This window comes from Klebsiella sp. GFKo11, from assembly GCF_056490265.1.
Genome location: NZ_CM151369.1, coordinates 896,962 through 922,906, shown reverse-complemented (window position 1 = coordinate 922,906; position 25,945 = coordinate 896,962). Strand labels below are relative to the sequence as shown.

The following is a 25,945-nucleotide window of genomic DNA, read 5'->3' as shown; positions in this document are numbered from 1 at the left end:
CCATAAGATTGTGGAAGATAAAAAATGAAAATTCGTTCAGCTATTCTTGCCCTTGGGATCGCAGCAACGCTTACCGGGTGCCAGAACATGGACTCTAACGCCCTGCTCGGCTCTGGCGCAGAAGCCTGGCAGGCTTACTCCCTCAGCGACGAGCAGGTTAAAACCTTAAGCGACAAAGCCTGTCAGGAGATGGACGCCAAAGCCACCATCGCGCCTGCCAGCAGTGAATACAGTAAGCGCCTCAGCAAAATCGCCGCCGCGCTGGGCGACAACATTAACGGCCAGCCGGTGAACTACAAGGTGTACCAAACCAAAGACGTCAACGCATTTGCCATGGCCAACGGCTGTATTCGCGTCTATAGCGGGCTAATGGATTTGATGAATGATAATGAAGTTGAAGCAGTCATCGGCCATGAAACGGGTCACGTGGCGCTCGGTCATGTGAAGAAAGGGATGCAGGTCGCGCTGGGTACCAACGCGGTGCGCGCAGCGGCGGCCTCAGCTGGCGGCATTGTCGGCAGTCTCTCGCAGTCGCAACTGGGCGATCTGGGTGAAAAACTGGTGAATTCACAATTCTCCCAGCGCCAGGAATCTGAAGCAGACGACTACTCTTACGATCTGCTGCGTAAACGCGGGATTAACCCAGCGGGCCTGGCCACCAGCTTCGAAAAATTAGCCAAGCTGGAAGCCGGTCGCCAAAGCTCAATGTTTGACGATCACCCGGCATCAGAAGCGCGTGCTCAGCATATTCGCGATCGAATGGCTGCGGACGGCATTAAGTAACCGCCGCCCCATCAGCAAGCCATATCAGATATTTTTGGCAAAGCTCATCATGCAAGCCGGATAGCATTAGCGCTATCCGGCATACCTGGTGATGACAAACCCGTTTTAGACATTGCGCCCGGATTCATGCCGGGTGGCGGCTAACGCCTTACCCAGCCTACAAGATCCGCGATTATCTGTAGGCCCGTGCAAGCGCAGCGCCGCCGGGCGATTCCTGTGATTATTCGCCTTTCTTCGCCGCCTGGATATACAGCATCTCCAGCGCCAGAGTCGCCGCCGCCAGCGCAGTGATTTCGGACTGATCGTAAGCCGGAGCCACTTCCACCACGTCCATGCCGACAATATTCAGGTCCTTCAGGCCGCGCACCAGTTTGATCGCGCGATCTGAAGTCAGGCCACCGATCACTGGCGTACCGGTACCCGGTGCGAATGCCGGATCCAGGCAGTCGATATCAAAGGTCAGATAGACCGGCATATCGCCGACGATCTGCTTAACCTGGGCAATCACATCGTCAGCGGTCCGATCATTAACCTGACCCGCATCCAGCACCGTGAAGCCGTTATCTTTATCAAACTCGGTACGAATGCCGATCTGCACCGAATGATTCGGGTCGATCAGACCTTCGTTCGGCGCAGTATAAAACATGGTGCCGTGGTCGAATTCGCAGCCGTTTGCATAGGTATCGGTGTGAGCATCGAAGTGCACCAGCGCCATTTTGCCGAAGTGCTTAGCGTGCGCGCGCAGCAGCGGCAACGTCACGAAATGGTCACCGCCGAAGGAGAGCATGCGTTTACCCGCAGCCAGCAATCTTTCCGCGTGGGCCTGCAGCTTTTCGCTCATCTCACGCGCATCGCCGAAGGCATAAACCAGATCGCCACAGTCAACCACGTTGAGACGCTCACGCATATCAAAGTTCCACGGGAAGCGGTTGTGCTCCCACGCGAGGTTAGTCGACACCTGACGGATCGCCGCCGGACCGTGACGGCCGCCCGCGCGCCCGGAAGTCGCCATATCAAACGGGACGCCGGTAATCACCCAGTCAGCATCGCTGTCGTACGGCTGGAAGTTCAGCGGCAGACGCAGAAAACCAAATGCGTTGGATACCAGGGAGTTATCGTATTGATGACCTAAGGTGCTCATGGGTATGACCTCTTTTTTGCCGTCTTGGTAATTTGAAAAAGATATAAAAAAACCCTTCCGCGTCGTTAGGCCCGACGAGAAAGGGTTTGATTTGCATATCATGTATTGGGCGTAATTATCGCCTTAAAACTACCCAGCTTCAAGCAAAGCGTTTATTTACGGCACGGCGGTGGTGCATAACCGTTGCTGTCTGCCGGGAAAGCCTGAGCCGAGCACGGGGGCAGCGCCGAGGTTGATTTACTCTGTAGCGCAAATGCCGCAAAACCAATAACCCCGGTATTACGCACATCACCCTGCGCGGAGTTAGCCGCATAGGAATCAGAGGCATCGGAGAACTGGAACGCTGCCTCAGTATGCTTATCTTTTCTGAACCCTTTAATCGCCAGTGAATCACCAGCATTAACAATATAACCGCTATTATTCAGAGAGCCAGGTTTACCGCTCAGCACATCCAGGCCATCAACCGTCGCGACAATCTCATAATTCGTATCACGACTGAAATTACGCACGTACAGCTGATAGTTCATCCCCACGGTCGCCGGGATAATATATTGCCACTGCCCAGTGTAGGAGTCATAACGACGAGTGATTGGAATAGAATTAAAATTTGCATCACGAACAGCATATTCAAGATTACTGATACGAATGCTATAAACACGATCGTACCCCGGCTGGTATTTAGCAGAGTAATTTATCAGAATGATTTCACTGGGCTCACGCTCTGCCCGCTCAGCTGAGACGCCCGTCACCGTTGAATTTACGTCTCCCCCCCACGTGGTGCCCACTTCGGAATGCATGGATTGGTTGGACTGCATCTGTCCAGCGCACCCGCCTAAAAGCAAAAACATGCTGACCAGTAAACTCTTAATTTTAAATCCCTTCATATCCACATCCTTTGCTGTCATGAATAAATTACCCAGCAATAGTAGGGATATTTAAAAATAAAAAAAGAGGATAATTAACGATTAAGATTCTTTTCAGAATGAGATGACCGATTTATAACAATAAATCGGTCATCAAGCGGAATACTCTTAATTACTCATCTTCGAGATAAGTATATCCATATAATCCCGCTTCGAACTCTTCAAGGAACTGCTGCTGCAGCGCTTCGTCGAGGCCTGAGTTTTTCACCTGATCGCGGAACTGAGTCAGCAACGTGCTCGGGTCTAGCTGCACGTATTGCAGCATGTCCGCCACAGTATCCCCTTCATCGGACAGCTCAACTTCCACGCTACCGTCAGGGAACACAAACACGTCGACGGCTTCCGTATCACCGAACAGGTTGTGCATATTGCCGAGAATTTCCTGATAGGCACCGACCATAAAGAAACCCAGCATCGGTGGGTTATCCGGATCGTACTCCGGCATTGGCATCGTGGTTGCGATACCATCACCATCGACATAATGGTCAATTGCGCCATCGGAGTCACAGGTGATATCAAGCAGCACCGCACGGCGTTCCGGCACCATATTCAGCCCTTCCAGCGGCATCACCGGGAACAGCTGATCGATACCCCAGGCATCCGGCATCGACTGGAACAGTGAGAAGTTGACGTAGATTTTATCCGCCATCCGCTCCTGCAGCTCGTCAATAATCGGACGATGCGCACGGTTGCTCGGGTCGAGCTGCTTCTGCACTTCATGACACATATTCAGATACAGCTGCTCGGCCCAGGCGCGCTCCTGAAGATTAAAGGTGCCGGAGGAGTAGCCAATGTGGATATCATGCAGGTCCATCTGGCTATCATGCAGCCATTCGCGCAGCGAGCGGCGGTTGCCGGTCTCGTGCATTTCCAGCCAGGTTTCCCACATACTTTGCAGTGGACGCGCAGCGTCTTGTGCAGGCGGAGTCGCTTCGGTGTATTCGTTACGCTCAACGCCGATAATGTTAGAGACCAGCACGGTATGATGCGCAGTCACCGCACGACCCGACTCGGTAATCACCGTCGGATGCGGCAGGCCGTTCTCTTCACAGGCATCGCCAATCGCCCAGATTATGTTGTTGGCATACTCGTTCAGGCCGTAGTTCACCGAACAATCGGACTGCGAACGGGTACCTTCATAGTCCACGCCCAGACCGCCGCCAACGTCGAAGCACTGAATGTTGACACCCAGCTTATGCAGCTCAACGTAGAAGCGCGACGACTCACGCACGCCGGTGGCAATATCACGAATATTGGCCATCTGCGAACCGAGATGGAAGTGCAACAGTTGCAGGCTGTCCAGATGCCCTGCCGTACGCAGGATCTCAACCAGTTGCAGAACCTGCGTTGCCGCAAGGCCAAATTTCGATTTTTCGCCGCCGGATGACTGCCATTTACCGGAACCCTGCGATGCCAGACGCGCACGCACGCCAAGGCGCGGCACCACGTTCAGACGCTCGGCTTCTTCCAGCACGATAGCGATTTCCGACATTTTTTCGATGACCAGATAGACCTTGTGACCCATCTTTTCACCCACCAGCGCCAGGCGGATATATTCACGGTCTTTATAACCGTTACACACAATCACGCTACGGGTCATGCCCGCGTGCGCCAGGACCGCCATCAGTTCCGCTTTTGAGCCCGCTTCCAGACCCAGTGGCTCACCGGAGTGGATCAGCGACTCAATAACCCGGCGATGCTGGTTAACCTTGATCGGATAAACCAGGAAGTAGTCACCGTTATAGCCATAGGATTCACGCGCGCGTTTAAATGCGGCGTTAATCGAACGCAGGCGGTGCTGCAGAATCTGCGGAAAGCAGAACAGCGCAGGCAGGCGCTGGCCCTGTGCTTCACGCGCTTTCACCAGCTCGGCGAGGTCAACGCGCGCTTCCGGGACATCGGGATCCGGGCAGACGCTGATATGGCCCAGTTCGTTAACGTCGTAGTAGTTATTACCCCACCAGGCAATATTATAAGTACGTAGCATCTTGCTGGCTTCCTGGGAGCTCATCGCAACCTCCTGCATGGAACGTAGTACACCGTGTTCGCCTGCTGACGAAGGCGAAAACAAAGACATGTCGTCAGACATAGCGAACCTCAAATTTAGTAACAAGTGTAAAACAGTTGACTACTATCGCAATCCGAAGAAGCGATAACAACCCATGAACAGTCCTAAATCCCAGCAGATAGTGCTGGTCTCGCGACTGCGCGACCGGTTTCTTATTCATATCATCGTAAAACACGTACCCGAACGGAGTATGACAGTTCGGAGAAACCACGAGAAAACCCTTGCGATAGCAAGAGCGCCCTTGTTCAGTTTTCCAATAGCCTACCGGCCCTGGAATCCTGAGAAGCGCCGAGATGGGTAGAGCATCGGCTGGTTTGCATGAGAGAGATGCAGCTTGCGGGATAGTGACGCGCGACGGAACGACGCGGCGAATCAGGCAAAAAACGTGGGTTCATTATTAAGGATCACCTCCACACTGCCCCGACATGGGCCAGCGACAAGCCAAAGCTAGACATTCCGAACAGCCAGCGCAAACGCTGCTGCGGGACTCTGTAAACACAGACTGCTTAACCCGGCTGGAAGTGGCGTCACGAGAAGAGTGCTCGTGCGCTTTTTAATGAGCCGCGCGCGGCGTTTTATACCGAGAAGCGGGGTAAAAAGCAAAATAAAAATATGCGCGTTGCCGGGGTTTGTCAGGAAAAATTGCCACCACTGTTTTCCCATAAATGCGACGAATATCAAAAAAGGCTGGAAATGGGGTCAACAACTGCCCTAAAATAGCCATCCAGAAGTTAATCCATCTATACTGATTAACACTCAGACTGCTCGTGTCACTACCTGCAAGCTTTGGTAGGGTCATCCGTCAAAGCCTCTCTACACAACAGTATGAGCTACCCGAATCGTCCACAGGTGAAATAAAACATGGCAAAACACCTCTTTACGTCCGAGTCCGTATCAGAAGGGCATCCAGACAAAATTGCTGACCAAATCTCAGACGCCGTACTGGACGCGATCCTCGAGCAAGATCCGAAAGCACGCGTAGCATGTGAAACCTACGTCAAGACCGGCATGGTTCTGGTTGGCGGTGAAATCACCACCAGCGCATGGGTTGATATCGAAGAGATCACCCGTAACACGGTCCGTGAAATTGGCTACGTGCATTCCGATATGGGCTTTGATGCCAACTCCTGCGCGGTACTGAGCGCTATCGGCAAACAGTCTCCGGACATCAACCAGGGTGTTGACCGTTCCGATCCGCTGGAACAAGGCGCGGGCGACCAGGGCCTGATGTTTGGCTACGCGACTAACGAAACCGACGTGCTGATGCCAGCGCCGATCACCTATGCTCACCGCCTGGTGCAGCGTCAGGCCGAAGTGCGTAAAAATGGCACCCTGCCGTGGCTGCGCCCGGATGCGAAAAGCCAGGTCACCTTCCAGTATGACGATGGCAAAATCGTCGGCATCGATGCCGTGGTTCTGTCAACTCAGCATGCGGAAAATATTGACCAGAAATCACTGCAAGAAGCGGTGATGGAAGAGATCATCAAGCCGGTCCTGCCGACCGAATGGCTGAGCAGCGCAACAAAATTCTTTATCAACCCAACAGGTCGTTTTGTCATCGGCGGCCCGATGGGCGACTGTGGCCTGACCGGGCGTAAAATCATCGTTGATACCTACGGCGGCATGGCTCGTCACGGCGGCGGCGCATTCTCCGGTAAAGATCCATCAAAAGTGGACCGTTCTGCAGCCTACGCTGCACGCTATGTTGCGAAAAACATCGTGGCGGCGGGTCTGGCTGATCGTTGCGAAATTCAGGTTTCCTACGCTATCGGCGTGGCAGAGCCGACTTCCATCATGGTTGAAACCTTCGGCACTGAGAAAATCGCTTCTGAACAACTGACTCTGCTGGTTCGCGAGTTCTTCGATCTGCGTCCGTACGGACTGATTCAGATGCTGGATCTGCTGCACCCGATCTACAAAGAAACCGCAGCATACGGACACTTTGGCCGCGAACATTTCCCTTGGGAAAAAACCGACAAAGCCGCTCAACTGCGCGAAGCCGCTGGCCTCAAGTAAACCATGCCCTTCTGCTTTTAAGGCCAGCCTCGCGCTGGCCTTTTCGTTTCTAATACTCCCCGTTAGCGATTTCCCGCAGACACGTATCGACCCCTACCGCAAAAAATGAAAGCGATTACATTAGGCGCAGAGCAAATCATTAATTAACTCACGCTCTTAATGCACTAAAACATCACAGTGTTACACAATATTTCAGTTTCCTCTGATTAGTACTTTTAATTTCTTAAGCTAAAATCAATTAATGTATTGATTTAAATAACTTTAATTCAATTACGTTTCTTTACTTTAATGTAACCGATTACACAGTCGTGATTGATATCACATTTTTTTACTACGTACTTCCCTACCCTAACCATCGATAGAATCAATAACTCAACTGGAGGGCGTTATGCCTGACAACAAAAAACAAGGGCGCTCGAACAAGACGATGACGTTCTTTGTCTGCTTCCTCGCCGCACTGGCTGGCCTGCTGTTCGGCCTTGATATCGGTGTTATTGCGGGTGCCTTACCCTTTATTGCCAACGAGTTTCAGATAAGCGCTCATACCCAGGAATGGGTGGTGAGCTCCATGATGTTCGGCGCCGCCGTTGGCGCAGTCGGCAGCGGCTGGCTCTCTTTCAAACTCGGACGCAAAAAAAGTCTGATGATTGGCGCCATCCTGTTCGTTGCCGGTTCGCTGTGCTCTGCTGCTGCTCCGAACGTTGAAGTGCTGCTGATTTCCCGCGTGCTGCTCGGTCTGGCCGTAGGCGTCGCCTCCTATACTGCCCCGCTTTATTTGTCGGAAATCGCCCCGGAAAAAATTCGCGGCAGCATGATTTCGATGTATCAGTTGATGATCACCATTGGTATTCTCGGCGCTTATCTTTCCGATACGGCGTTTAGCTATAGTGGCGCGTGGCGCTGGATGCTCGGCGTTATTATCATCCCGGCGATCCTGCTGTTGATTGGCGTTATCTTCCTGCCGGACAGCCCGCGCTGGTTTGCCGCTAAGCGCCGCTTTGTTGATGCAGAGCGCGTTCTGCTGCGCCTGCGCGATACCAGCGCAGAAGCGAAACGCGAGCTGGATGAAATCCGCGAAAGCCTGAAGGTAAAACAGTCCGGCTGGTCGCTATTTAAAGAAAACAGCAATTTCCGTCGCGCGGTGTTCCTTGGCGTTCTACTGCAGGTGATGCAGCAGTTCACCGGCATGAACGTCATCATGTACTACGCACCGAAGATTTTTGAACTGGCAGGCTATGCCAATACCACTGAACAAATGTGGGGGACAGTCATCGTCGGTCTGACCAACGTTCTGGCAACCTTTATTGCCATCGGTCTGGTTGACCGCTGGGGTCGTAAACCCACGCTGATCCTTGGCTTTATCGTGATGGCCGTCGGTATGGGTGTACTGGGCAGCATGATGCATATTGGCATCCATTCAGCCACCGCGCAGTACTTTGCCGTGCTGATGCTACTGATGTTTATCGTCGGCTTTGCGATGAGCGCCGGTCCGCTGATTTGGGTACTGTGTTCAGAAATCCAGCCGCTGAAAGGACGTGATTTTGGTATCACCTGCTCAACGGCAACCAACTGGATTGCCAATATGATCGTCGGAGCCACCTTCCTGACCATGTTGAACTCGCTGGGCAGCGCCAACACCTTCTGGGTCTATGGTGGTCTGAACGTGCTGTTCATCTTCCTGACGCTGTGGTTGATTCCGGAAACGAAAAACGTCTCGCTGGAACACATCGAACGTAACCTGATGAAAGGTCGTAAACTGCGCGAAATCGGCGCTCGCGATTAACCCGACAGGCTTCCTCCCGCCCGGGAGGAAGCTTCTTCTTGCTCTCCCCTCTCTGCCGCACTATCCTCTGGCGCTATGAAAACACCCCGAATTCCCATTGCCCTTCAACAGGCCGTCATGCGCAGCCTGCGCGAGAATCTGGCCAAAGCTAACGCCAAACTGGGACAACATTACCCTGAACCGATACTGGTCTATCAGCAACGTGGCACTTCCGCCGGCACCGCCTGGCTGGAAAAAAACGAAATCCGCCTCAACCCGGTGCTGCTGCTGGAAAACCAACAAGCATTTATCGACGAGGTCGTACCGCATGAGCTGGCTCATCTGCTGGTGTGGAAGCACTTTGGTCGCGTCGCACCGCACGGCAGAGAGTGGAAATGGATGATGGAAAACGTACTCGGCGTTCCGGCCCTGCGCACCCATCGTTTTGAACTCGACTCGGTGCGCAAAAACACCTTCTCCTACCGCTGCCAGTGTCAGCAGCACCAGTTAACCGTCCGCCGTCACAATCGCGTGGTGCGCGGGGAAGCCACTTATCGCTGCGTTCGCTGCGGCGACGTTCTGGTAGCGGAAAAGTAATCTCCGGAAATAATTGGAAGTTTTCTGATCTGGCTGATTGCATCCGGCAATCGCATTCGTTACGTTGCGGGCTCGTTTTGACACGGAGTTCACGATGTCCCGCATTCATATTTTTACTGTCGCGTTTCTCAGCGTGACGGCGTGTGGCCCGCTTGCGGCCGAAGGAATCAACAGTTTTTCTCAAGCCAAGGCTGCAGGCGTGAAAGTCAACGCCGATGTCCCAGGCGATTTTTACTGCGGTTGTAAAATCAACTGGCAGGGGAAAAAAGGCGTTATCGACCTGGAATCTTGTGGCTATAAAGTGCGTAAAAATGAAAACCGCGCCAGCCGGGTTGAGTGGGAGCATGTGGTTCCGGCCTGGCAGTTCGGTCACCAGCGTCAATGCTGGCAGGATGGCGGACGGAAAAACTGTGCCAAAGACCCGGAATATCGCAAGATGGAAAGCGACATGCATAACCTGCAGCCAGCGGTCGGTGAGGTCAATGGCGATCGCGCCAACTTTATGTACAGCCAGTGGAACGGCGGCGAAGGCCAATATGGTCAGTGCGACATGAAGGTCGATTTCAAAGACAAAGTCGCCGAGCCACCGGCTCGTGCCCGCGGTTCTATCGCCCGCACCTACTTCTATATGCGCGACCGCTATCAACTAAACCTTTCTCGCCAGCAAACTCAGCTATTTACCGCCTGGGACAAGCAGTACCCGGTGACAACCTGGGAGTGTCAGCGCGACGCGCGAATCGCGAAAGTTCAGGGCAACCATAATCCTTACGTCCTGCAGGCTTGCCAGGCGCAAAAGAGCTAACCTACACTAGCGGCAATTGTTAATTTGCAGCGTCACTCTTCTCTTCTTTACGAGGGAAGAGGATATCTGCGCACAGAACGGAATATCAAGCATGCGCACTCCTCGCATCCATCACCCGGACCCCATCACCACGGGCACCCAGATTGCCCTCTCCGACGACGCGGCCAACCATGTCGGCCGCGTTTTACGCATGGGTAAAGGTCAGGCAATTGAGCTTTTTGACGGTAGCAATCAGGTCTTCGAAGCGGTAATTGTCGAGGCCGGTAAGAAAAATGTTCTGGTTGAAGTGCAGAGCAGCAAAATCGATGACCGCGAATCCCCACTGCATATCCATTTGGGTCAGGTAATGTCCCGTGGCGAAAAAATGGAATTCACCATCCAGAAATCGATCGAACTTGGTGTAAGCCTCATAACGCCACTGTTTTCCGAGCGCTGTGGCGTTAAACTGGATGCCGAACGTTTGCAGAAGAAGATCCAGCAGTGGCAAAAAATCGCCATTGCCGCCTGCGAGCAGAGCGGTCGCAACATGGTGCCGGAGATCCGTCCGGCAATGCAGCTTGAAGCCTGGTGCGCGGAACAGGACGAGGGCCTGAAGCTCAATCTGCATCCCCGGGCCAGCGCCAGCATTAACACGCTGCCGTTGCCGGTCGAGCGTATTCGCCTGCTGATTGGCCCCGAAGGCGGCCTGTCGGTGGAAGAAATAGCGATGACCGCTCGCTACCAGTTTACTGATATCCTGTTGGGACCGCGCGTTCTGCGTACAGAGACAACTGCGCTCACTGCCATCACCGCCCTGCAGGTGCGTTTTGGCGACTTAGGTTGAGGCGTTAACGGAGAAGAATAATGATTAAGCTCGGCATCGTGATGGACCCCATCGCAACCATCAACATCAAGAAAGACACCAGCTTCGCCATGTTGCTGGAAGCGCAGCGTCGCGGCTATGAACTCCATTATATGGAGATGAACGATCTGTACTTAATCAACGGTGAAGCCCGCGCCCGTACGCGCACGCTGAGCGTCGAGCAAAACTACGATAAATGGTATGAATTCAACAGCGAGCAGGATCTGCCGCTCGCGGATCTCGACGTAATTCTGATGCGTAAGGATCCGCCGTTCGATACTGAGTTTATCTACGCGACCTATATTCTTGAGCGTGCTGAAGAAAAAGGAACGCTTATCGTCAACAAGCCGCAAAGCCTGCGCGACTGTAACGAGAAGCTATTTACCGCCTGGTTCTCCGAATTAACCCCGGAAACGCTGGTCACCCGTAATAAAGCTCAGTTAAAAGCCTTCTGGGAAAAACATGGCGATATCATCCTCAAGCCGCTGGACGGCATGGGTGGCGCATCGATTTTCCGCGTTAAAGAAGGCGACCCTAACCTTGGCGTGATCACCGAGACATTAACCGAACTCGGCAGCCGTTACTGCATGGCGCAGAACTATCTGCCAGCCATTAAAGATGGCGATAAGCGCGTGCTGGTGGTTGATGGCGAACCCGTTCCTTACTGCCTGGCCCGTATACCGCAGGGTGGCGAAACTCGTGGTAACCTTGCAGCAGGTGGTCGCGGTGAAGCGCGCCCGCTGACTGAAAGCGACTGGGCTATCGCCCGCCGCGTCGGCCCAACGCTAAAAGCTAAAGGGTTAATTTTTGTGGGTCTGGATATCATTGGCGATCGCCTGACGGAAATTAACGTCACCAGCCCGACCTGCGTACGTGAAATCGAAGCCGCATTCCCGATTTCCATTACCGGCATGCTGATGGACGCCATCGAGAAGCGCATCAATAAATAAGCGCTGCTTCAGGCTACGGGCCCGCGCCTGTAGCCTGAAAGACCACTCAAGTTGATTCAACGCCCCTGTAACCTGAAAGATAAAGTTGAATCGACAGCCTTGCACGTTACCCGCATACTGGGTGCTGCTTTTTTGAACCAGGAACAGAACCTCTGACAATGAATTTACAGCATCACTTTCTAATTGCCATGCCTGCTCTCCAGGACCCGATTTTCCGTCGCTCCGTAGTCTATATCTGCGAGTATAACGATGACGGTGCCATGGGCATTATTATCAATAAACCGATGGAAAATCTGCTGGTTGAAGGGATCCTGGAGAAGTTAAAAATCGCGCCCGATCCGCGTAACCCTGATATCCGTCTGGATAAACCGGTTATGCTCGGTGGGCCTCTGGCTGAAGACCGGGGCTTTATTCTGCATTCACCACCGTCCGATTTCTCATCCAGCATCCGTATCTCTGATAATACGGTGATAACCACCTCCCGCGACGTGCTGGAAACACTGGGTACGGACAAGCAGCCAGGTAACGTGCTGGTCGCGCTGGGATATGCTTCCTGGGAGAAAGGCCAACTGGAACAAGAGATACTGGATAACGCCTGGTTAACCGCTCCGGCCGATCAGAATATTTTGTTTAAAACGCCGATAGCTGACCGCTGGCGCGATGCAGCGAAGCTGATTGGTATCGATATCGTGACAATGCCAGCCGAAGCGGGACATGCATAATGAGCGGAACCTTACTGGGTTTTGATTTTGGCACCAAAAGTATTGGCGTCGCAGTCGGGCAGCGCATCACCGGGACTGCTCGCCCTCTTCCCGCACTTAAAGCACAGGACGGCAAGCCGGACTGGAACATTATCGAAAAATTACTGAAAGAGTGGCAACCTGAGGCCGTTATTGTCGGTCTGCCGCTTAATATGGACGGTACTGAACAGCCTCTTACCGCACGTGCACGCAACTTCGCCAATAAAATACATGGCCGCTTTGGGGTGCAAATAACGTTGCATGACGAACGTCTAAGCACCGTTGAAGCCAGAGCCGGATTATTTGAACACGGCGGATTTCGCGCGCTAAATAAAGGCAGCATCGATTCCGCTTCAGCGGTTATTATTCTGGAAAGCTATTTCGAACAAGGCTTCTAAGCCTGACAAATGGCGCCATAGCCTGTAGCTGGCGCCACTTCCCTGACTCAACCCGTTAGTGACGCAGATGTTCGTTCGCCCAGCTTACCGCCTGGGTACGATTCTTCACGCTCAGCTTACGAAACACGTTATACAGGTGAGTGCGGACCGTATTTTCGCTGATAAATAGCGCGCGAGCTATATCCATATTGGTCGCACCACAGCGCAGTTCATTAAGAATTTCACATTCGCGTTCAGTCAACGGAGAACTTTCCGCAGGTGCCGATGCATGATCCGCAGCATACATCGCCGGGTGCATCACGCTCAATTCAGCCGTCTGTTCACCGTTCAATACGGCTTTAACGCCCTCAATTAAGCGCGATTCATCATCGTCATGGCGAAAGACACCATAAAGCGCAGGCCACTGTGCCATTTCGTAGAGTTCATACTTTTGTGCGCTATTGATAATCAGCAGACGAGGATTGTCTGCTTGTAAGCGAATAATGTCACGCCATACGCTGTTCAACTTTTTATTTGAAACAGCAATATCAAATAATATTACAGAATCTTTCAAAAGACGTTGTACAAGGGGCTTATTAATATTTTGCAAAATGACAGAAACAGATAACGCATCAGCCAGATACGTTGCAAATGCTTTGCTTTGAATCGATGGGTGAGTAATAAAAGTAACCTGGCGAGAACGAATGAAATCCTCAGAAAAATTAATCACTTAAAACTCTCCTTAGTTGATGCCCGCCTTCATAGCGGTTAAATGAATTAAAAAGAATACGATCGCGAGTGTATTTATAAATCCAAACCATATTTACACATTGAAACAATATTCCATGGGAATTTTCCTATCCCTGCAAACAGCATAAATCGAATGCCTTAAGAGAGTCAAAAGATTATCAAACTTTTTTCCTGGTTATGGGAAGTTTATGTCAATTCGTTTTTCATAGCGTACATTATTCGGCTTAATTTCACGTACTTATTTGTAATATAAAATTATGATACCGAACATTAATAAAACATTGTCATAACAAGCCATTGGTAAGATGTCTGAATATAAAAAATACAGCTATAAACGACCCGCCGCCGTACGTTGCTGAAAGCTTTGCGTAAATGTTTGCATGCCCGATTGCTGCCCGGTTTGCATCACGCCGGGCAGCTGATGCGTTTTTCCCTCTCGGATCAAATTCGCCACCGCTGGGGTATTAACCAAAAGCTCGTATAGCGCAACTCTTCCACCAGCAGTATCCGGAAACAATTTTTGTGCCAGTACAGCGCACAAACTCCCTGCCAGCTGACTGCGGACCTGCTCTTTCTCCTGCGCCGGAAAAACATCCACCAGCCTCTCAACCGCCTGCGCCGCGCCACGCGTATGCAACGTCGCCATCACCAGATGTCCGGTCTCCGCCGCGGTTAATGCAAGGCGGATCGTTTCACTATCACGCAGTTCCCCTAACAAAATGACGTCAGGGTCCTGACGCAGCGCGACGCGCAATGCCGATGCAAAGGAGGGACAGTGGCGGCCAACTTCCCGCTGTTGAATCAGGCAACGCTCGCTGTGATGGATAAACTCAACCGGGTCTTACAGCGTCAGAATATGACCATCGAGACGCTGGTTAAGATAACCAACCATCGCCGCCAGGGTGGTTGATTTACCGCTTCCGGTCGCCCCCGTGACCAGAATAAGTCCACTCTCTTCATTGAGCAGTTCCGGTAAGGCGGCAGGAGTACCCAGTTCCTCCAGCAAAGGACAAGTCTCTGCCAGCAGGCGTAATGCCAGCGACAGGCCACGAGTATGGGCAAACGCGCTGGCACGAAGGCGCGGACCGCCTGCCGGCGCAAGGGCAAAATCCACCTGCCCACAGGCCTGCCACTGCGCTAACTGCTCTTCGTTGAGCCAGTCATTGAGAATTTTACCGATATCCGGCGAGGTAAAAGGCGCAGGTTCCAGCTTTCCCTGGCGACGCCAACGCGGCGCTGACGCATTGCACAGGTGTAGATCGGAGACATTATGCTTTACACTAAGGGCCACTATTTCTTCCAGCTCCATAACTCATCCTCGGAATATGAACGATATTGCGCATAACCTGGCACAGGTCCGGGACAAAATCTCAGCCGCTGCCGCACGCTGCGGCCGTGCTCCAGAAGAAGTTACGTTGCTTGCAGTGAGTAAAACGAAACCTGCGAGCGCTATCGAAGAAGCGGTGGCTGCAGGCCAGGTTGCTTTTGGCGAAAACTACGTTCAGGAAGGGGTGGAAAAAATTCGCCACTTCCAGGAAGTGGGCGCAACCGGTCTACAGTGGCACTTTATTGGTCCGCTGCAGTCCAACAAAAGCCGCCTGGTGGCCGAGCATTTTGACTGGTGCCATACCGTCGATCGGCTCAAAATCGCCGCCCGCCTTAGCGAGCAACGACCAGCCCATTTACCGCCGCTCAACGTACTGATTCAAATCAATATCAGCGATGAGCACAGCAAATCAGGTATTCCGCTTGAAGCCCTGGACGCGCTGGCGGCAGACATCGCCGAGCTGCCTAACCTACAGCTACGCGGCTTGATGGCGATTCCCGCGCCAGAGTCAGAATATGTAAGGCAGTTTGCCGTCGCCCAACAAATGGCGGTAGCATTTGCGCGATTAAAAACACGCTATCCTACGGTCGATACGTTGTCGCTGGGAATGACGGATGATATGGAAGCCGCCATCGCGGCGGGAAGCACTATGGTGCGCATCGGAACCGCAATTTTCGGCGCGCGCGACTACAGCAAAAAATAAGGAATCTGAGGAACGCCATGAAGACGTTGACTTTCCTGCTCTCAACGGTCATTGAGCTCTACACAATGGTCGTGTTATTACGCGTCTGGATGCAGTGTGCGCGCTGCGACTTTTATAACCCGTTTTCACAGTTCATCGTGAAAGCGACGCAGCCTGTCGTTGGGCCACTGCGCCGCATTATTCCGGCAATGGGGCCGCTCGATAGCGCCTCCCTGTTGGTCGCCTTTATTCTTTGCGTTGTGAAAGCCATCGTCCTGTTTATGGTCGTCACTTTCCAGCCAATTATCTGGATCTCCGCGCTCCTGATCCTCATCAAAACCATGGGCTCATTGATTTTCTGGGTTCTGCTGTTGATGGCGATTATGAGCTGGGTTAGCCAGGGCCGTAGCCCGGTGGAATACGTCCTGATGCAGCTGGCTGACCCGCTGCTGCGTCCGATTCGCAAAATGCTGCCATCAATGGGCGGGATTGATTTCTCGCCGATGGTGCTGGTGCTGCTGTTGTACGTTATCAATATGGGCATTGCCGAGCTCTTACAGGCAACAGGCAACGTTCTGCTTCCGGGGCTGTGGATGGCGCTATGAGTGCCGTCGAAGCCTGCGCTGACGGGTTAGTCTTGCGGCTGTATATTCAGCCCAAGGCCAGCCGCGACAGCATCGTTGGTTTACATGGCGACGAACTTAAAGTCGCCATTACCGCCCCGCCCGTTGATGGTCAGGCCAACGCCCATCTGGTTAAGTTCCTCGCCAAACAGTTCCGCGTAGCGAAAAGCCAGGTGCTTATCGAAAAAGGCGAACTTGGCCGCCACAAGCAGGTAAAAATCATTCATCCGCAGCAAATCCCGACCGGGGTCGCTGCGCTGACAGAATAAACAGGACTCATTATGCAAAAAGTTGTTCTCGCCACCGGCAACCCAGGTAAAGTGCGCGAGCTGGCCTCGCTGCTGGCTGATTTTGGCCTCGATATCGTCGCTCAAACCGAACTGGGTGTGGATTCAGCCGAGGAAACCGGCCTGACGTTTATTGAAAACGCGATTCTAAAAGCGCGTCATGCCGCGCAGGTCACTGGGCTACCGGCCATTGCCGATGACTCCGGCCTGGCAGTCGATGCGTTAGGCGGCGCACCGGGTATCTATTCCGCCCGCTATTCCGGCGAAGGCGCTACCGACCAGCGCAATCTGGAAAAACTGCTCGAAACCCTGAAGGACGTTCCGGACGATAAACGTCAGGCGCAATTCCACTGCGTACTGGTTTATCTGCGCCATGCAGAAGATCCGACACCGCTGGTTTGCCACGGCAGCTGGCCAGGCGTGATCGCCCGCGAAGCCGCAGGTAACGGCGGTTTTGGCTACGACCCGATTTTCTTTGTTCCGACAGAGGGAAAAACAGCAGCAGAGCTGACTCGCGAAGAAAAAAGTGCTATCTCCCACCGTGGACGCGCGCTGAAACTATTACTGGAAGCCTTACGTAATGGCTAATTTGCCACCCCTGAGCCTCTATATTCACATTCCATGGTGCGTGCAAAAATGCCCGTACTGCGATTTTAACTCGCATGCGCTGAAGGGGGAGGTACCGCACGACGACTACGTTCAACATCTGCTGAACGATTTGCGGGCCGACGCCCCCTATGCACAGGGACGTGAGATTGGGACTATTTTCATCGGTGGCGGTACGCCGAGTCTGCTTTCAGGCCCGGCGATGCAAACTCTGCTCGATGGCGTGCGCAAGTGTCTGCCGCTGGCGGCAGATGCAGAGATTACCATGGAAGCCAACCCTGGCACCGTGGAAGCGGATCGTTTCGTCGAGTATCAGCGTGCGGGTATCAACCGCATCTCCATCGGCGTGCAGAGCTTTAGCGAACAGAAGCTCCAGCGCCTTGGACGCATTCATGGCCCACAAGAGGCGAAGCGCGCGGCGAACCTGGCAAGCGGACTGGGGCTGCGCAGTTTTAATCTCGATTTAATGCACGGCCTGCCGGATCAATCTCTGGAAGAGGCGCTGGACGATCTACGTCAGGCGATTGCGCTCAACCCGCCGCATCTCTCGTGGTATCAGTTGACCATCGAACCTAACACCCTATTCGGTTCACGTCCTCCGGTGCTGCCGGATGATGACGCGCTGTGGGATATTTACGAGCAGGGGCACCGTTTACTTAGCGCTGCGGGCTATCAGCAATATGAAACCTCCGCCTACGCTAAACCTGGCTATCAGTGTCAGCATAACCTGAACTACTGGCGTTTTGGCGACTACATTGGCGTTGGCTGCGGTGCGCACGGCAAAGTGACGTTCCCGGATGGGCGCATTCTGCGAACGGCGAAAACCCGCCATCCGCGCGGCTATATGGAAGGCCGCTACCTCGAACGTCAGCATGATGTGGAAACCGCCGATAAACCGTTCGAGTTCTTTATGAACCGTTTCCGCCTGCTGGAAGCGGCGCCACGTGATGAATTCAGCCGCTACACAGGCCTTGAGGAACGCTCGATCCGCCCGCAAATCGAGGCGGCGATTGCCCAGGGTTATCTGACGGAAGATGAGCATAACTGGCAAATTACCGAGCACGGTAAGCTGTTTTTAAATTCCCTTCTCGAGTTATTCCTTAGCGAATAAACATCTCAATTCATATCCCGTTATTAAAAGATAACGGGATAATTCATAATTCGCTTTTACCGAAATGTTTGCAAGGTTATTTCCGAGCAATCCATTGACCACATTCAAAATAAAAATAAACTCATCTTCATTTATTAAAAATAAACATAACCCAGCGCACAAAATCCCTCATTTCATTATGTCACTGAGAAAAAATGTGAGTCAGACGGCTTAAAGATGTCGGACAACCAGGATAATATGTCATACAGAAATACGGAATCACTCTCTAGATATTGACCAATTAACCCAAGTGCATGGAGCCGACTCATGAAAAAATTCTCTTTTTCTCGTTCTCTGGTGTGTGTATCACTGCTTGCCCTGCTCTCTTCAGGCGCTAGCGCAGCTGAAAAAGTTACGTTAAAACTGGCACATAACCTCGAGCGCAGCCACGTTGTTCATCAGGCATTTGAGGAGATGTCGAAAGAGGTTAACCAACTTTCCGGCGGTAATATGAAGATTCGTATTTACCCCAGCAGCCAGATGGGCAGCGCACGTGAAACCATGGAGTTATTACAAAACGGTGCCCTCGATATGACTAAAGGCTCCGCCAGCGATTTGGAGTCATTCGATAACGTCTACGCGATATATAATTTGCCGTTCTTATTTAACGATCAGAATCACTTCAATAAAGTCGTCTTTGGTGAAGTGGGTAAAGAAATAATGGAGTCCACTAAAGATAAAGGATTCTTTGCGCTTTCTGCTTATGTTGCCGGTACCCGCAGCTTTTATGCCAAGAAACCCATCACTAAGCCGGAAGATTTAAAAGGGCTAAAGATCCGCGTCCAGGCCAGCCCGACCACGCTTAAAATGATTGAATTAATGGGTGGTTCGCCAACACCGATTTCCTTTGGCGAGGTTTATACCGCCATGCAGCAGGGCGTCGTGGACGGCGCGGAGAATAACGTTCCTTCCTGGGTACAGACCCGTCATATCGAAATCGCTAAGGTTTTCTCTGAAGATGAACATGCTTCAATCCCGGACTTCCTCGTTATCTCCAGCAAAACCTGGGACAAGCTCACGCCGGAACAGCAGCAAATCCTGATCAAGGCCGCTAAAGCGTCCGAAATTTATCAGCAGAAGCTGTGGGAGAAGATCGACGCCGACACCCGCGCCCAGGCCAAAGCCATGGGTGGCGAAATCGTTAAAGTCGATAAAGCACCGTTCCGCGCCGCCGTACAGCCGCTGTTTGATGACTTCAAAAAAGATCCTAAACAGGCCGCTCTGCTGGCCAAATTCGAAGCCGCTGCTGAATAAATCTTTAGCGGGCCAGCTTCTGGCCCGTTTTTACCAGGAAATTAATGATGATACTTAACCGCATAAAACTGGCGGTGGATCGCGTGATCGCCGCATTCTCCGTCGCCGTAATGGTGGCGCTGGTTGTCTGCGTCGTCTGGCAGGTGTTCAGCCGCTACGTGTTAAACCAGCCAAGTACTCTGACCGACGAACTGGCGCGCTTTTTAATGATCTGGGTTGGCCTGTTGGGTGCGGCTTACACGGTCGGCGCTCAACGTCATCTGGCTATCGATTTACTCGCAATGACGCTGAAACCAAACAAACAGGCGCTTCTCAGCGTCATCATTAACCTGCTGATCTTTATTTTTGCTGGCTCAGTCATTGTTACCGGCGGCGTGAAGCTGATTGAAAAAACGCTGTCGACCGCTCAGGTTTCCGCAGCGATGCAGATCCCAATGGGTTATGTGTACCTCATCCTGCCGCTTACCGGCGTCATTATGATGTTTTACGCGCTGTGCTTTATCAGCAACGGTTTGAAAAATATGAAGCACTCTGAAGCAGGAGCAAACTAATGGAAGGCTATATTGCACTGACGCTATTCGGCTCTTTCTTTATTCTGGTTTTTATTGGCGTACCGATCTCTTTTTCCATTGGTATCGCTACCGTGGGTTCGATGCTGCTGATGTTCCCCTGGGATATCGCAGTGATTACCGTTTCTCAGCGCCTGGCGAACGGCCTGGATAACTTCGCCCTGTTGGCTATTCCGTTCTTTATTTTTGCCGGTACGCTGATGAACAGCGGCGGGATTGCCATACGCTTAATAAACCTGGCGCAGGTCATGGTCGGCCGGGTACCGGGCTCGATGGGCCACGTTAACGTGCTGGCGAACATGATGTTCGGTTCCATTTCTGGTTCCGCGGTCGCCGCTGCCGCGGCGGTAGGCGGAACCTTACACCCTATCCAGACGCAGAAAGGCTACGATCCGGCGTTCTCCACGGCGGTTAACGTCTCCTCCTGTATCACGGGCCTGTTAATTCCGCCATCAAACGTGCTGATTGTCTTTTCTTTAACCGCAGGCGGCGTCTCGGTAGCATCACTGTTTATGGCCGGCTATCTGCCGGGTATCCTGATGGGCCTATCCATCATGATAGTCTGCGCCATCATCGCTAAACGACGCGGCTACCCGGTTTCTGAACGTCCGACCTGCGCTCAGGCGGCAAAAGCCTTTTTCGACGCGCTGCCCAGCCTGCTGCTGGTCATCATCGTCATGGGCGGGATCCTCGGCGGCATCTTCACCGCCACCGAAGCCTCTGCTATTGCCGTGGTCTACACCTTTATTCTCTCAGTGCTGATTTATCGCGAAGTGAAATGGCGGGAGCTGCCGAAGCTAATTCTTGAATCGGTGGTGATGACCTCTATCGTGCTGTTGTTGATTGGCTTCTCTGTTGGCATGTCGTGGGCGATGACCAACGCCGATATTCCTTACATGATTAGCGATACGCTGATGGGGATTTCCGAGAACCCGGTAGTGATTCTGCTGCTGATTAATATCGTGCTGCTGATCGTCGGGATCTTTATGGATATGACCCCTGCGGTGCTGATCTTCACCCCTATCTTCCTGCCGATCGCCGAGGACTTGGGTATGGATCCGGTGCACTTCGGTATCATGATGGTCGCCAACCTGTGTATCGGGCTGTTGACGCCGCCTGTGGGCAGCGCGCTGTTCGTCGGTTGCTCCATCTCCGGCGTTAAGATTCAGCAGCTAATCAAACCGCTGCTGCCGTTCTATGCCGCACTGCTGATCGCACTGATGATGATTGTCTATATCCCGCAGATCTCGCTGTTTGTTCCGCAGATGCTGGGGCTGATGTAACATACTGTTAAAGGGAGGTTCGCCTCCCTGATGACAAATCGGCTTTAAATATCGGCGGCTTCTGAAGGGGGCTTTTACTTTGCTAATTGATAACCCCTTCACGACGCATTCTCTCAAGCCCCTCTTGCCAGAATTTATAGTCGCGCTCCAGTTCCCGGTAGCGAGTCCTCAGGTCCATTGACTGAACGTTGAGTTCTCCTTTTTTCTTCTGCAAAGGCTCAACCTTTTTGTCCCGCGCAGCCATCTCGGTTTTAATATTTTCACTCATCTCTTTGTGCTGGCGATAATAACTCGCCTTCTGCTCATTGAGCACAGCATCGCGCTCGGCGCGCAGTGGTGCAGCGTCGCAAACCGCTTTTTTCTGACAGGCTGCAAGCGCGGGCTCATATACGGTTTTGTAGTAGTTATTCTCGAACTTAAGCGGATCGTTCTGCCGGTCGACCACGTACATTTTTTCCAGCATCGCCTGCTGTACGGCGCTGCGGTCAAGCGGCTTGCCATTGGCATCCGTTCCCCAGGAATGGTTAATTCGCTCATCTAACGCCGTCATCTCGGTTTTCAGCGCGTCTTGTTGCTTTTGCAATTTCTGCATCGTGACTTTGCTTGCGGCGAAGCTGGCGTCAATTTTTGCAAATTGCGCCATAAAGCTGCTGTCATTGACGATCAACGATTTGCTCAGATCTTCTGTCTCCCGGAATGGCCTTCCGCCATTTTTCGCCGCCATCTGCATCGAGAAGAATTCGGTTTTCCAACCGGAATCTTTCGTTCCTACGGCGGTCATCATGGCGGAAAACTTTACCGGACGCCCTTTGGCCCAGGCTCTTTCATAAAAAAAGTAATCCCCGGCAATGCCAACCCGAATATAGAGATCGTCCGTGGCGGCCATATCCCCTTCCAGCATATACGTCGCCTGATTGCCCACAGCGTCAAGCTGCTTCAGAGTCACGCTTGTCAGGCGCATGATTCCACCTGATTGTTTGGCAAACTGTTGTTTAACCACCTCATCCGTTGGCGTATTAGCATCGGCCAGCACGTGAAAAGGGGAAGCAATAAGCAAGAGGGCGATCGTTTTCCAGGCATGTTTCATCAGCAAATTCCTTTTTTATGGGCACAGGATGCATCATAAGGAGTTGCCGACAGCAGGAAGGATAAACAGAATCTGATTTTGCTACCTGCGGGCGCAGGTAGCGGAATATACCCTAAATAATTCGAGTTGCAGGAAGGCGGCAAGCGAGAGACAAATTCGTCGGGAACGAATTTGACCAGCCGAAGGCTGGCCTCCGGTGAGAGGCAGGAGCCTCTCATTAATCCCCAGGAGCTTACAGGAGTAAGTGACTGGGGTGAACGAGCGTGGCCAACGCACAAGCAACTTGAAGTATGACGGGTATAAAACTTATTTTAACGAACCCACCAACGCTTTGCGGCTATCCTCAAGGGAAACCACGCGGCTACAGACATCTTTACCAAACTTCTGGAAGTCTGCTTCCTGATTTTTCCATTCATTCTGAATGGCCGTTTGCAGGCCACCGAGGCTGCCGAGGATCCCTTCCAGCGGGTTACCGCCACCTTTGAGGACCGCTTTCGCCCCCATCTCATTGATGCTGTCCTGCAGGATGCCGCCCATCGCCTGGTTTACCAACTGCTGGCCGTCGGCGCGCACCTGATCGATGGCTTTATAATGGAACGTCAACCCATCGCTGCGATGCTCGATAATGCGGGCCATCTGCGTTTTCAGTTGTGCATCAAGCTTAGTCAGGCGGCTATGCATGCTGCTGCTGGCACCCACCTGTTCAGTAATAATTTTATCCAGCGCGGCGCGGCCTTTTTCTACCCGCGTACGTGCGCCTTCATCAATCCATGGCAGGCTGCTGCGCAGACCGGCCTGGTAATCCTGGGCCTGCTCGCGCTGTGCGGCGCTCAGGGAATACGCTTTTCCGTTGTAAGTCAGGCTGCCATCGGGCTGAATCACCAGATCGCCGTTTTCGCCCTTCACCTGCACCTGCTGCGGGCTGAGGATGACATCGTCACGCGGCGTGACGCTACACTGGTAATCTGCATGTGCAGACAAAGCGGTGACGGAAAGCGCCACTGCTAACAGCGTTTTGCGCATCATTTAACTCCCTTAAGACAAAACGGGCCGGCAGTTGCCGACCCTTGTCAAACTTAGTCCCACCAGATATCAAAAAGTTCGCTGGTGCGCACATCGGTAAGCCCACGCTCTTCCAGCCATTTACGCACGATGGCCTGGTGCTCCTCGGTGCATTTGCCGATTTCCTGCAAGCAGATCAGGCCTTCCCAGGAGAGATAACCACTGCCGTCAAACGCCAGCTTATTCGGCTCAATCACTTCATTAATCAGATCGTTGACGGTCTGGTCAATCTGCTCTTCGCTGGTTCCTTCCGCAAAACGCCACGCGACGGAAAAACCGACTTCCTGAAATTCGTCGATATGCATTTTTTTACGCAGACGACGGCTACGATTCGTTGCCATTATTTCACCCTCTCGAACATTAAGTCCCATACGCCGTGGCCAAGACGATGACCACGCTGTTCAAATTTGGTTACCGGGCGCGATTCCGGGCGCGGTACATAGTCGTTGCTCTCAGAGCGGTTGCGATACCCTTCAAGGGAAGACATTACTTCCAGCATATGCTCCGCATATTGCTCCCAGTCGGTCGCCATATGGAAGACGCCGCCCAGCTTCAGCTTGCTTTTCACTAGCTCGGCAAAAGGGGCCTGAACGATACGGCGTTTATTATGCCGTGCTTTATGCCATGGGTCAGGGAAAAATAGCTGCACCATATTAAGGGAGTTATCCGGGATCATGGTGTGCAGCACTTCGACCGCATCGTGACACATCACGCGCAGATTTTGCACCCCCTCTTCTTCAGCAGAAGCCAGGCAAGCGCCGACGCCGGGAGAGTGCACTTCAATGCCGAGGAAATTCTGCTCCGGTTTCTCTTTCGCCATCGCCACCAGCGAAGCGCCCATACCAAAACCGATCTCCAGCGTGACCGGTGCTTCACGGCCAAACAGCGCGGCGAAATCAAGCGGCGCATCGTTGAACTCAACGCCCATCACCGGCCAAATATTATCCAGCGCGTGCTGCTGCCCTTTAGTCAGGCGGCCCTGACGACGGACGAAGCTACGAATACGGCGCAGCGGGCGACCGTTTTCATCGAATTCCGGAGATATGACGTCGTTTTTCATAAAAGTTAAGTCTGCTTGTGAGAGTGTTCGGAAAACGGGCATTATCCAAAGTTACCCGGCGGATGCAAGGGTTTACAGCCTCTCGCCCTTGTGCTGCAATCTGCCACCTTATAATAACTATCCCGGAGCCGTCGCTTTGACTTTTCTCGCCGCGCAATTTTCAGCCCAGGTACTGGACTGGTACGACAAATACGGACGTAAAACCCTGCCCTGGCAAATCGCTAAGACGCCCTACAAAGTATGGCTCTCCGAAGTGATGTTGCAACAAACGCAAGTGGCGACGGTCATCCCCTATTTTGAACGTTTTATGGCGCGCTTCCCAACGGTTACCGACCTGGCGAACGCCCCTCTTGATGAAGTGCTGCACCTGTGGACCGGACTGGGTTATTACGCCCGCGCGCGCAATTTACATAAAGCAGCGCAGCAGGTCGCCTCCCTGCATGGCGGCAAATTCCCGCAAACCTTTGATGAGGTTACCGCACTGCCGGGCGTGGGTCGCTCCACGGCGGGGGCGATTTTGTCCCTTTCTCTCAGTCAGCATTATCCGATTCTCGACGGCAACGTAAAACGCGTACTCGCGCGCTGCTATGCTGTCAGCGGTTGGCCGGGGAAAAAAGAGGTTGAGAAACGCCTGTGGGATATCAGCGAGGACGTCACGCCAGCAAAAGGTGTGGAGCGTTTCAATCAGGCGATGATGGACCTCGGGGCGATAGTGTGTACGCGCTCAAAGCCAAAATGCGAGCTTTGTCCGTTGAATAACGGCTGCGTGGCTTACGCCAATCATTCATGGACTCAATATCCGGGCAAAAAACCGAAGCAGACGATCCCCGAGCGAACCGGCTACTTCCTGCTGATGCAGCATGGCGACGAGGTGTTTCTTTCCCAGCGTCCGCCGGTGGGTCTGTGGGGAGGATTGTTCTGCTTCCCACAGTTTGAGAATGAAACTGCGCTACGTGAGTGGCTGGCGCAGCGCCAGATTAAGGCAGATAATCTGACGCAATTAACCGCGTTCCGCCACACTTTCAGCCATTTCCATCTGGATATTGTGCCGATGTGGCTTACAGTGCACTCATCCGGCGCATGCATGGATGAAGGCGGCGCACTCTGGTATAACTTAGCGCAGCCGCCGTCCGTTGGCCTGGCGGCCCCCGTGGAGCGCTTGTTGCAACAGCTGAAGGCCGGAGCACCGGTTTAACTTTCAGGCG

29 protein-coding genes and 1 pseudogene are annotated in these 25,945 nt (G+C 52.8%); 18 read left to right on the top strand and 12 right to left on the bottom strand.

Features of this window, described 5'->3' with window-relative positions:
* Positions 1-24 precede the first annotated feature (24 nt).
* Positions 25-783 (top strand): metalloprotease LoiP, encoded by a 759-nt coding sequence (loiP, locus tag AC07P6_RS04460; protein ID WP_478315730.1) that lies wholly within the window; start codon positions 25-27, stop codon positions 781-783.
* A gap of 220 nt (positions 784-1,003) precedes the next feature.
* Here the strand turns inward: loiP and speB are convergent, their stop codons facing one another.
* From speB to AC07P6_RS04430, 6 genes are all read right to left on the bottom strand, one after another.
* Entirely contained in the window at positions 1,004-1,924 is a 921-nt protein-coding gene (gene speB, locus AC07P6_RS04455; RefSeq protein ID WP_112217192.1) for an agmatinase, read from the bottom strand.
* A gap of 152 nt (positions 1,925-2,076) precedes the next feature.
* On the bottom strand, positions 2,077-2,808 hold the full coding sequence (locus tag AC07P6_RS04450; protein ID WP_434661547.1) for a hypothetical protein: 732 nt from the start codon (positions 2,806-2,808) through the stop codon (positions 2,077-2,079).
* Positions 2,809-2,959: 151 nt separating this feature from the next.
* Positions 2,960-4,936, bottom strand: a complete 1,977-nt coding sequence (speA, locus tag AC07P6_RS04445; protein WP_181484896.1) for a biosynthetic arginine decarboxylase — start codon at positions 4,934-4,936, stop codon at positions 2,960-2,962.
* Positions 4,929-5,075, bottom strand: a complete 147-nt coding sequence (gene yqgB / locus AC07P6_RS04440) for an acid stress response protein YqgB (RefSeq protein ID WP_130624344.1) — start codon at positions 5,073-5,075, stop codon at positions 4,929-4,931. Before yqgB ends, speA begins: the two co-directional genes overlap by 8 nt.
* A gap of 85 nt (positions 5,076-5,160) precedes the next feature.
* Positions 5,161-5,235 carry a hypothetical protein gene (locus tag AC07P6_RS04435; RefSeq protein ID WP_447144417.1) on the bottom strand — a complete coding sequence of 25 codons (75 nt, stop codon included), beginning with the start codon at positions 5,233-5,235 and terminating at the stop codon, positions 5,161-5,163.
* Positions 5,236-5,468: 233 nt separating this feature from the next.
* A complete protein-coding gene (locus tag AC07P6_RS04430) occupies positions 5,469-5,639 on the bottom strand; it encodes a hypothetical protein (RefSeq protein ID WP_182234909.1) in 171 nt (56 codons plus the stop codon).
* 137 nt (positions 5,640-5,776) lie between these two features.
* Between AC07P6_RS04430 and metK the strand changes: the two genes are divergently transcribed.
* The 8 genes from metK to ruvX all read left to right on the top strand — a co-directional run bounded on the left by metK (position 5,777) and on the right by ruvX (position 13,021).
* Positions 5,777-6,931 (top strand): methionine adenosyltransferase, encoded by a 1,155-nt coding sequence (gene metK / locus AC07P6_RS04425; protein WP_478315729.1) that lies wholly within the window; start codon positions 5,777-5,779, stop codon positions 6,929-6,931.
* Between the two features lie 388 nt (positions 6,932-7,319).
* Complete coding sequence (locus tag AC07P6_RS04420) at positions 7,320-8,714, top strand: sugar porter family MFS transporter (protein ID WP_181484892.1); 1,395 nt, start codon at positions 7,320-7,322, stop codon at positions 8,712-8,714.
* A 75-nt stretch (positions 8,715-8,789) separates the two neighbouring features.
* Positions 8,790-9,290 carry a SprT family zinc-dependent metalloprotease gene (locus AC07P6_RS04415; protein ID WP_434661540.1) on the top strand — a complete coding sequence of 167 codons (501 nt, stop codon included), beginning with the start codon at positions 8,790-8,792 and terminating at the stop codon, positions 9,288-9,290.
* A 94-nt stretch (positions 9,291-9,384) separates the two neighbouring features.
* Positions 9,385-10,092, top strand: coding sequence for a deoxyribonuclease I (gene endA, locus AC07P6_RS04410; RefSeq protein WP_478315728.1), 708 nt, complete (start codon positions 9,385-9,387; stop codon positions 10,090-10,092).
* A gap of 91 nt (positions 10,093-10,183) precedes the next feature.
* A complete protein-coding gene (gene rsmE / locus AC07P6_RS04405) occupies positions 10,184-10,915 on the top strand; it encodes a 16S rRNA (uracil(1498)-N(3))-methyltransferase (protein WP_478315727.1) in 732 nt (243 codons plus the stop codon).
* A gap of 20 nt (positions 10,916-10,935) precedes the next feature.
* Positions 10,936-11,883, top strand: coding sequence for a glutathione synthase (gene gshB, locus AC07P6_RS04400; RefSeq protein WP_434661534.1), 948 nt, complete (start codon positions 10,936-10,938; stop codon positions 11,881-11,883).
* Between the two features lie 158 nt (positions 11,884-12,041).
* Positions 12,042-12,605: a YqgE/AlgH family protein gene (locus AC07P6_RS04395; RefSeq protein WP_112217183.1), complete on the top strand. Its 564-nt coding sequence runs from the start codon at positions 12,042-12,044 to the stop codon at positions 12,603-12,605.
* Positions 12,605-13,021 carry a Holliday junction resolvase RuvX gene (gene ruvX / locus AC07P6_RS04390; protein WP_112217182.1) on the top strand — a complete coding sequence of 139 codons (417 nt, stop codon included), beginning with the start codon at positions 12,605-12,607 and terminating at the stop codon, positions 13,019-13,021. The genes AC07P6_RS04395 and ruvX overlap by 1 nt, the downstream gene beginning before the upstream one ends.
* 55 nt (positions 13,022-13,076) lie before the next feature.
* Here the strand turns inward: ruvX and AC07P6_RS04385 are convergent, their stop codons facing one another.
* Complete coding sequence (locus AC07P6_RS04385) at positions 13,077-13,730, bottom strand: LuxR C-terminal-related transcriptional regulator (RefSeq protein ID WP_478315726.1); 654 nt, start codon at positions 13,728-13,730, stop codon at positions 13,077-13,079.
* A gap of 348 nt (positions 13,731-14,078) precedes the next feature.
* Positions 14,079-15,059, bottom strand: a pseudogene (locus tag AC07P6_RS04380) (type IV pilus twitching motility protein PilT).
* 16 nt (positions 15,060-15,075) lie between these two features.
* Here AC07P6_RS04380 and AC07P6_RS04375 point away from each other — a divergent pair.
* From AC07P6_RS04375 to AC07P6_RS04340, 8 genes are all read left to right on the top strand, one after another.
* A complete protein-coding gene (locus tag AC07P6_RS04375; RefSeq protein ID WP_478315725.1) occupies positions 15,076-15,780 on the top strand; it encodes a YggS family pyridoxal phosphate-dependent enzyme in 705 nt (234 codons plus the stop codon).
* A gap of 17 nt (positions 15,781-15,797) precedes the next feature.
* A complete protein-coding gene (locus AC07P6_RS04370) occupies positions 15,798-16,364 on the top strand; it encodes a YggT family protein (protein ID WP_478315724.1) in 567 nt (188 codons plus the stop codon).
* Positions 16,361-16,651: a DUF167 family protein YggU gene (yggU, locus tag AC07P6_RS04365; protein WP_110273080.1), complete on the top strand. Its 291-nt coding sequence runs from the start codon at positions 16,361-16,363 to the stop codon at positions 16,649-16,651. The genes AC07P6_RS04370 and yggU overlap by 4 nt, the downstream gene beginning before the upstream one ends.
* Before the next feature lie 12 nt (positions 16,652-16,663).
* A complete protein-coding gene (locus tag AC07P6_RS04360; protein WP_304253565.1) occupies positions 16,664-17,257 on the top strand; it encodes an XTP/dITP diphosphatase in 594 nt (197 codons plus the stop codon).
* The gene (gene hemW / locus AC07P6_RS04355; RefSeq protein ID WP_478315723.1) at positions 17,250-18,386 is read left to right on the top strand and encodes a radical SAM family heme chaperone HemW; all 1,137 of its coding nucleotides are present in this window, start codon (positions 17,250-17,252) and stop codon (positions 18,384-18,386) included. Before AC07P6_RS04360 ends, hemW begins: the two co-directional genes overlap by 8 nt.
* A gap of 306 nt (positions 18,387-18,692) precedes the next feature.
* Positions 18,693-19,679 carry a TRAP transporter substrate-binding protein gene (locus AC07P6_RS04350; RefSeq protein WP_110273077.1) on the top strand — a complete coding sequence of 329 codons (987 nt, stop codon included), beginning with the start codon at positions 18,693-18,695 and terminating at the stop codon, positions 19,677-19,679.
* A 47-nt stretch (positions 19,680-19,726) separates the two neighbouring features.
* Entirely contained in the window at positions 19,727-20,230 is a 504-nt protein-coding gene (locus AC07P6_RS04345; protein ID WP_110273076.1) for a TRAP transporter small permease, read from the top strand.
* Positions 20,230-21,531, top strand: coding sequence for a TRAP transporter large permease (locus AC07P6_RS04340; protein WP_182234921.1), 1,302 nt, complete (start codon positions 20,230-20,232; stop codon positions 21,529-21,531). The genes AC07P6_RS04345 and AC07P6_RS04340 overlap by 1 nt, the downstream gene beginning before the upstream one ends.
* 82 nt (positions 21,532-21,613) lie before the next feature.
* Here the strand turns inward: AC07P6_RS04340 and AC07P6_RS04335 are convergent, their stop codons facing one another.
* From AC07P6_RS04335 to trmB, 4 genes are all read right to left on the bottom strand, one after another.
* Complete coding sequence (locus tag AC07P6_RS04335; RefSeq protein WP_434661520.1) at positions 21,614-22,618, bottom strand: DUF1202 family protein; 1,005 nt, start codon at positions 22,616-22,618, stop codon at positions 21,614-21,616.
* Positions 22,619-22,924: 306 nt separating this feature from the next.
* Positions 22,925-23,644: a YggN family protein gene (locus AC07P6_RS04330; protein WP_478315722.1), complete on the bottom strand. Its 720-nt coding sequence runs from the start codon at positions 23,642-23,644 to the stop codon at positions 22,925-22,927.
* Between the two features lie 50 nt (positions 23,645-23,694).
* A complete protein-coding gene (locus tag AC07P6_RS04325) occupies positions 23,695-24,021 on the bottom strand; it encodes a YggL family protein (protein WP_110273073.1) in 327 nt (108 codons plus the stop codon).
* Positions 24,021-24,740, bottom strand: a complete 720-nt coding sequence (gene trmB / locus AC07P6_RS04320; RefSeq protein WP_110273072.1) for a tRNA (guanosine(46)-N7)-methyltransferase TrmB — start codon at positions 24,738-24,740, stop codon at positions 24,021-24,023. Before trmB ends, AC07P6_RS04325 begins: the two co-directional genes overlap by 1 nt.
* Positions 24,741-24,876: 136 nt before the next feature.
* Here trmB and mutY point away from each other — a divergent pair, with 136 nt between their 5' ends.
* On the top strand, positions 24,877-25,935 hold the full coding sequence (gene mutY / locus AC07P6_RS04315) for an A/G-specific adenine glycosylase (protein ID WP_478315721.1): 1,059 nt from the start codon (positions 24,877-24,879) through the stop codon (positions 25,933-25,935).
* The last annotated feature ends 10 nt before the right edge of the window (positions 25,936-25,945 follow it).

Bases quoted from the DNA above. Each gene is read 5' to 3' on its own strand.
- loiP (WP_478315730.1), top strand. From the start codon at position 25: ATGAAAATTCGTTCAGCTATTCTTGCCCTTGGGATCGCAGCAACGCTT.
- speB (WP_112217192.1), bottom strand. From the start codon at position 1,924: ATGAGCACCTTAGGTCATCAATACGATAACTCCCTGGTATCCAACGCA.
- AC07P6_RS04450 (WP_434661547.1), bottom strand. From the start codon at position 2,808: ATGAAGGGATTTAAAATTAAGAGTTTACTGGTCAGCATGTTTTTGCTT.
- speA (WP_181484896.1), bottom strand. From the start codon at position 4,936: ATGTCTGACGACATGTCTTTGTTTTCGCCTTCGTCAGCAGGCGAACAC.
- yqgB (WP_130624344.1), bottom strand. From the start codon at position 5,075: ATGAATAAGAAACCGGTCGCGCAGTCGCGAGACCAGCACTATCTGCTG.
- AC07P6_RS04430 (WP_182234909.1), bottom strand. From the start codon at position 5,639: ATGGCTATTTTAGGGCAGTTGTTGACCCCATTTCCAGCCTTTTTTGAT.
- metK (WP_478315729.1), top strand. From the start codon at position 5,777: ATGGCAAAACACCTCTTTACGTCCGAGTCCGTATCAGAAGGGCATCCA.
- AC07P6_RS04420 (WP_181484892.1), top strand. From the start codon at position 7,320: ATGCCTGACAACAAAAAACAAGGGCGCTCGAACAAGACGATGACGTTC.
- AC07P6_RS04415 (WP_434661540.1), top strand. From the start codon at position 8,790: ATGAAAACACCCCGAATTCCCATTGCCCTTCAACAGGCCGTCATGCGC.
- endA (WP_478315728.1), top strand. From the start codon at position 9,385: ATGTCCCGCATTCATATTTTTACTGTCGCGTTTCTCAGCGTGACGGCG.
- rsmE (WP_478315727.1), top strand. From the start codon at position 10,184: ATGCGCACTCCTCGCATCCATCACCCGGACCCCATCACCACGGGCACC.
- gshB (WP_434661534.1), top strand. From the start codon at position 10,936: ATGATTAAGCTCGGCATCGTGATGGACCCCATCGCAACCATCAACATC.
- AC07P6_RS04395 (WP_112217183.1), top strand. From the start codon at position 12,042: ATGAATTTACAGCATCACTTTCTAATTGCCATGCCTGCTCTCCAGGAC.
- ruvX (WP_112217182.1), top strand. From the start codon at position 12,605: ATGAGCGGAACCTTACTGGGTTTTGATTTTGGCACCAAAAGTATTGGC.
- AC07P6_RS04375 (WP_478315725.1), top strand. From the start codon at position 15,076: ATGAACGATATTGCGCATAACCTGGCACAGGTCCGGGACAAAATCTCA.
- AC07P6_RS04370 (WP_478315724.1), top strand. From the start codon at position 15,798: ATGAAGACGTTGACTTTCCTGCTCTCAACGGTCATTGAGCTCTACACA.
- yggU (WP_110273080.1), top strand. From the start codon at position 16,361: ATGAGTGCCGTCGAAGCCTGCGCTGACGGGTTAGTCTTGCGGCTGTAT.
- AC07P6_RS04360 (WP_304253565.1), top strand. From the start codon at position 16,664: ATGCAAAAAGTTGTTCTCGCCACCGGCAACCCAGGTAAAGTGCGCGAG.
- hemW (WP_478315723.1), top strand. From the start codon at position 17,250: ATGGCTAATTTGCCACCCCTGAGCCTCTATATTCACATTCCATGGTGC.
- AC07P6_RS04350 (WP_110273077.1), top strand. From the start codon at position 18,693: ATGAAAAAATTCTCTTTTTCTCGTTCTCTGGTGTGTGTATCACTGCTT.
- AC07P6_RS04345 (WP_110273076.1), top strand. From the start codon at position 19,727: ATGATACTTAACCGCATAAAACTGGCGGTGGATCGCGTGATCGCCGCA.
- AC07P6_RS04340 (WP_182234921.1), top strand. From the start codon at position 20,230: ATGGAAGGCTATATTGCACTGACGCTATTCGGCTCTTTCTTTATTCTG.
- AC07P6_RS04335 (WP_434661520.1), bottom strand. From the start codon at position 22,618: ATGAAACATGCCTGGAAAACGATCGCCCTCTTGCTTATTGCTTCCCCT.
- AC07P6_RS04330 (WP_478315722.1), bottom strand. From the start codon at position 23,644: ATGATGCGCAAAACGCTGTTAGCAGTGGCGCTTTCCGTCACCGCTTTG.
- AC07P6_RS04325 (WP_110273073.1), bottom strand. From the start codon at position 24,021: ATGGCAACGAATCGTAGCCGTCGTCTGCGTAAAAAAATGCATATCGAC.
- trmB (WP_110273072.1), bottom strand. From the start codon at position 24,740: ATGAAAAACGACGTCATATCTCCGGAATTCGATGAAAACGGTCGCCCG.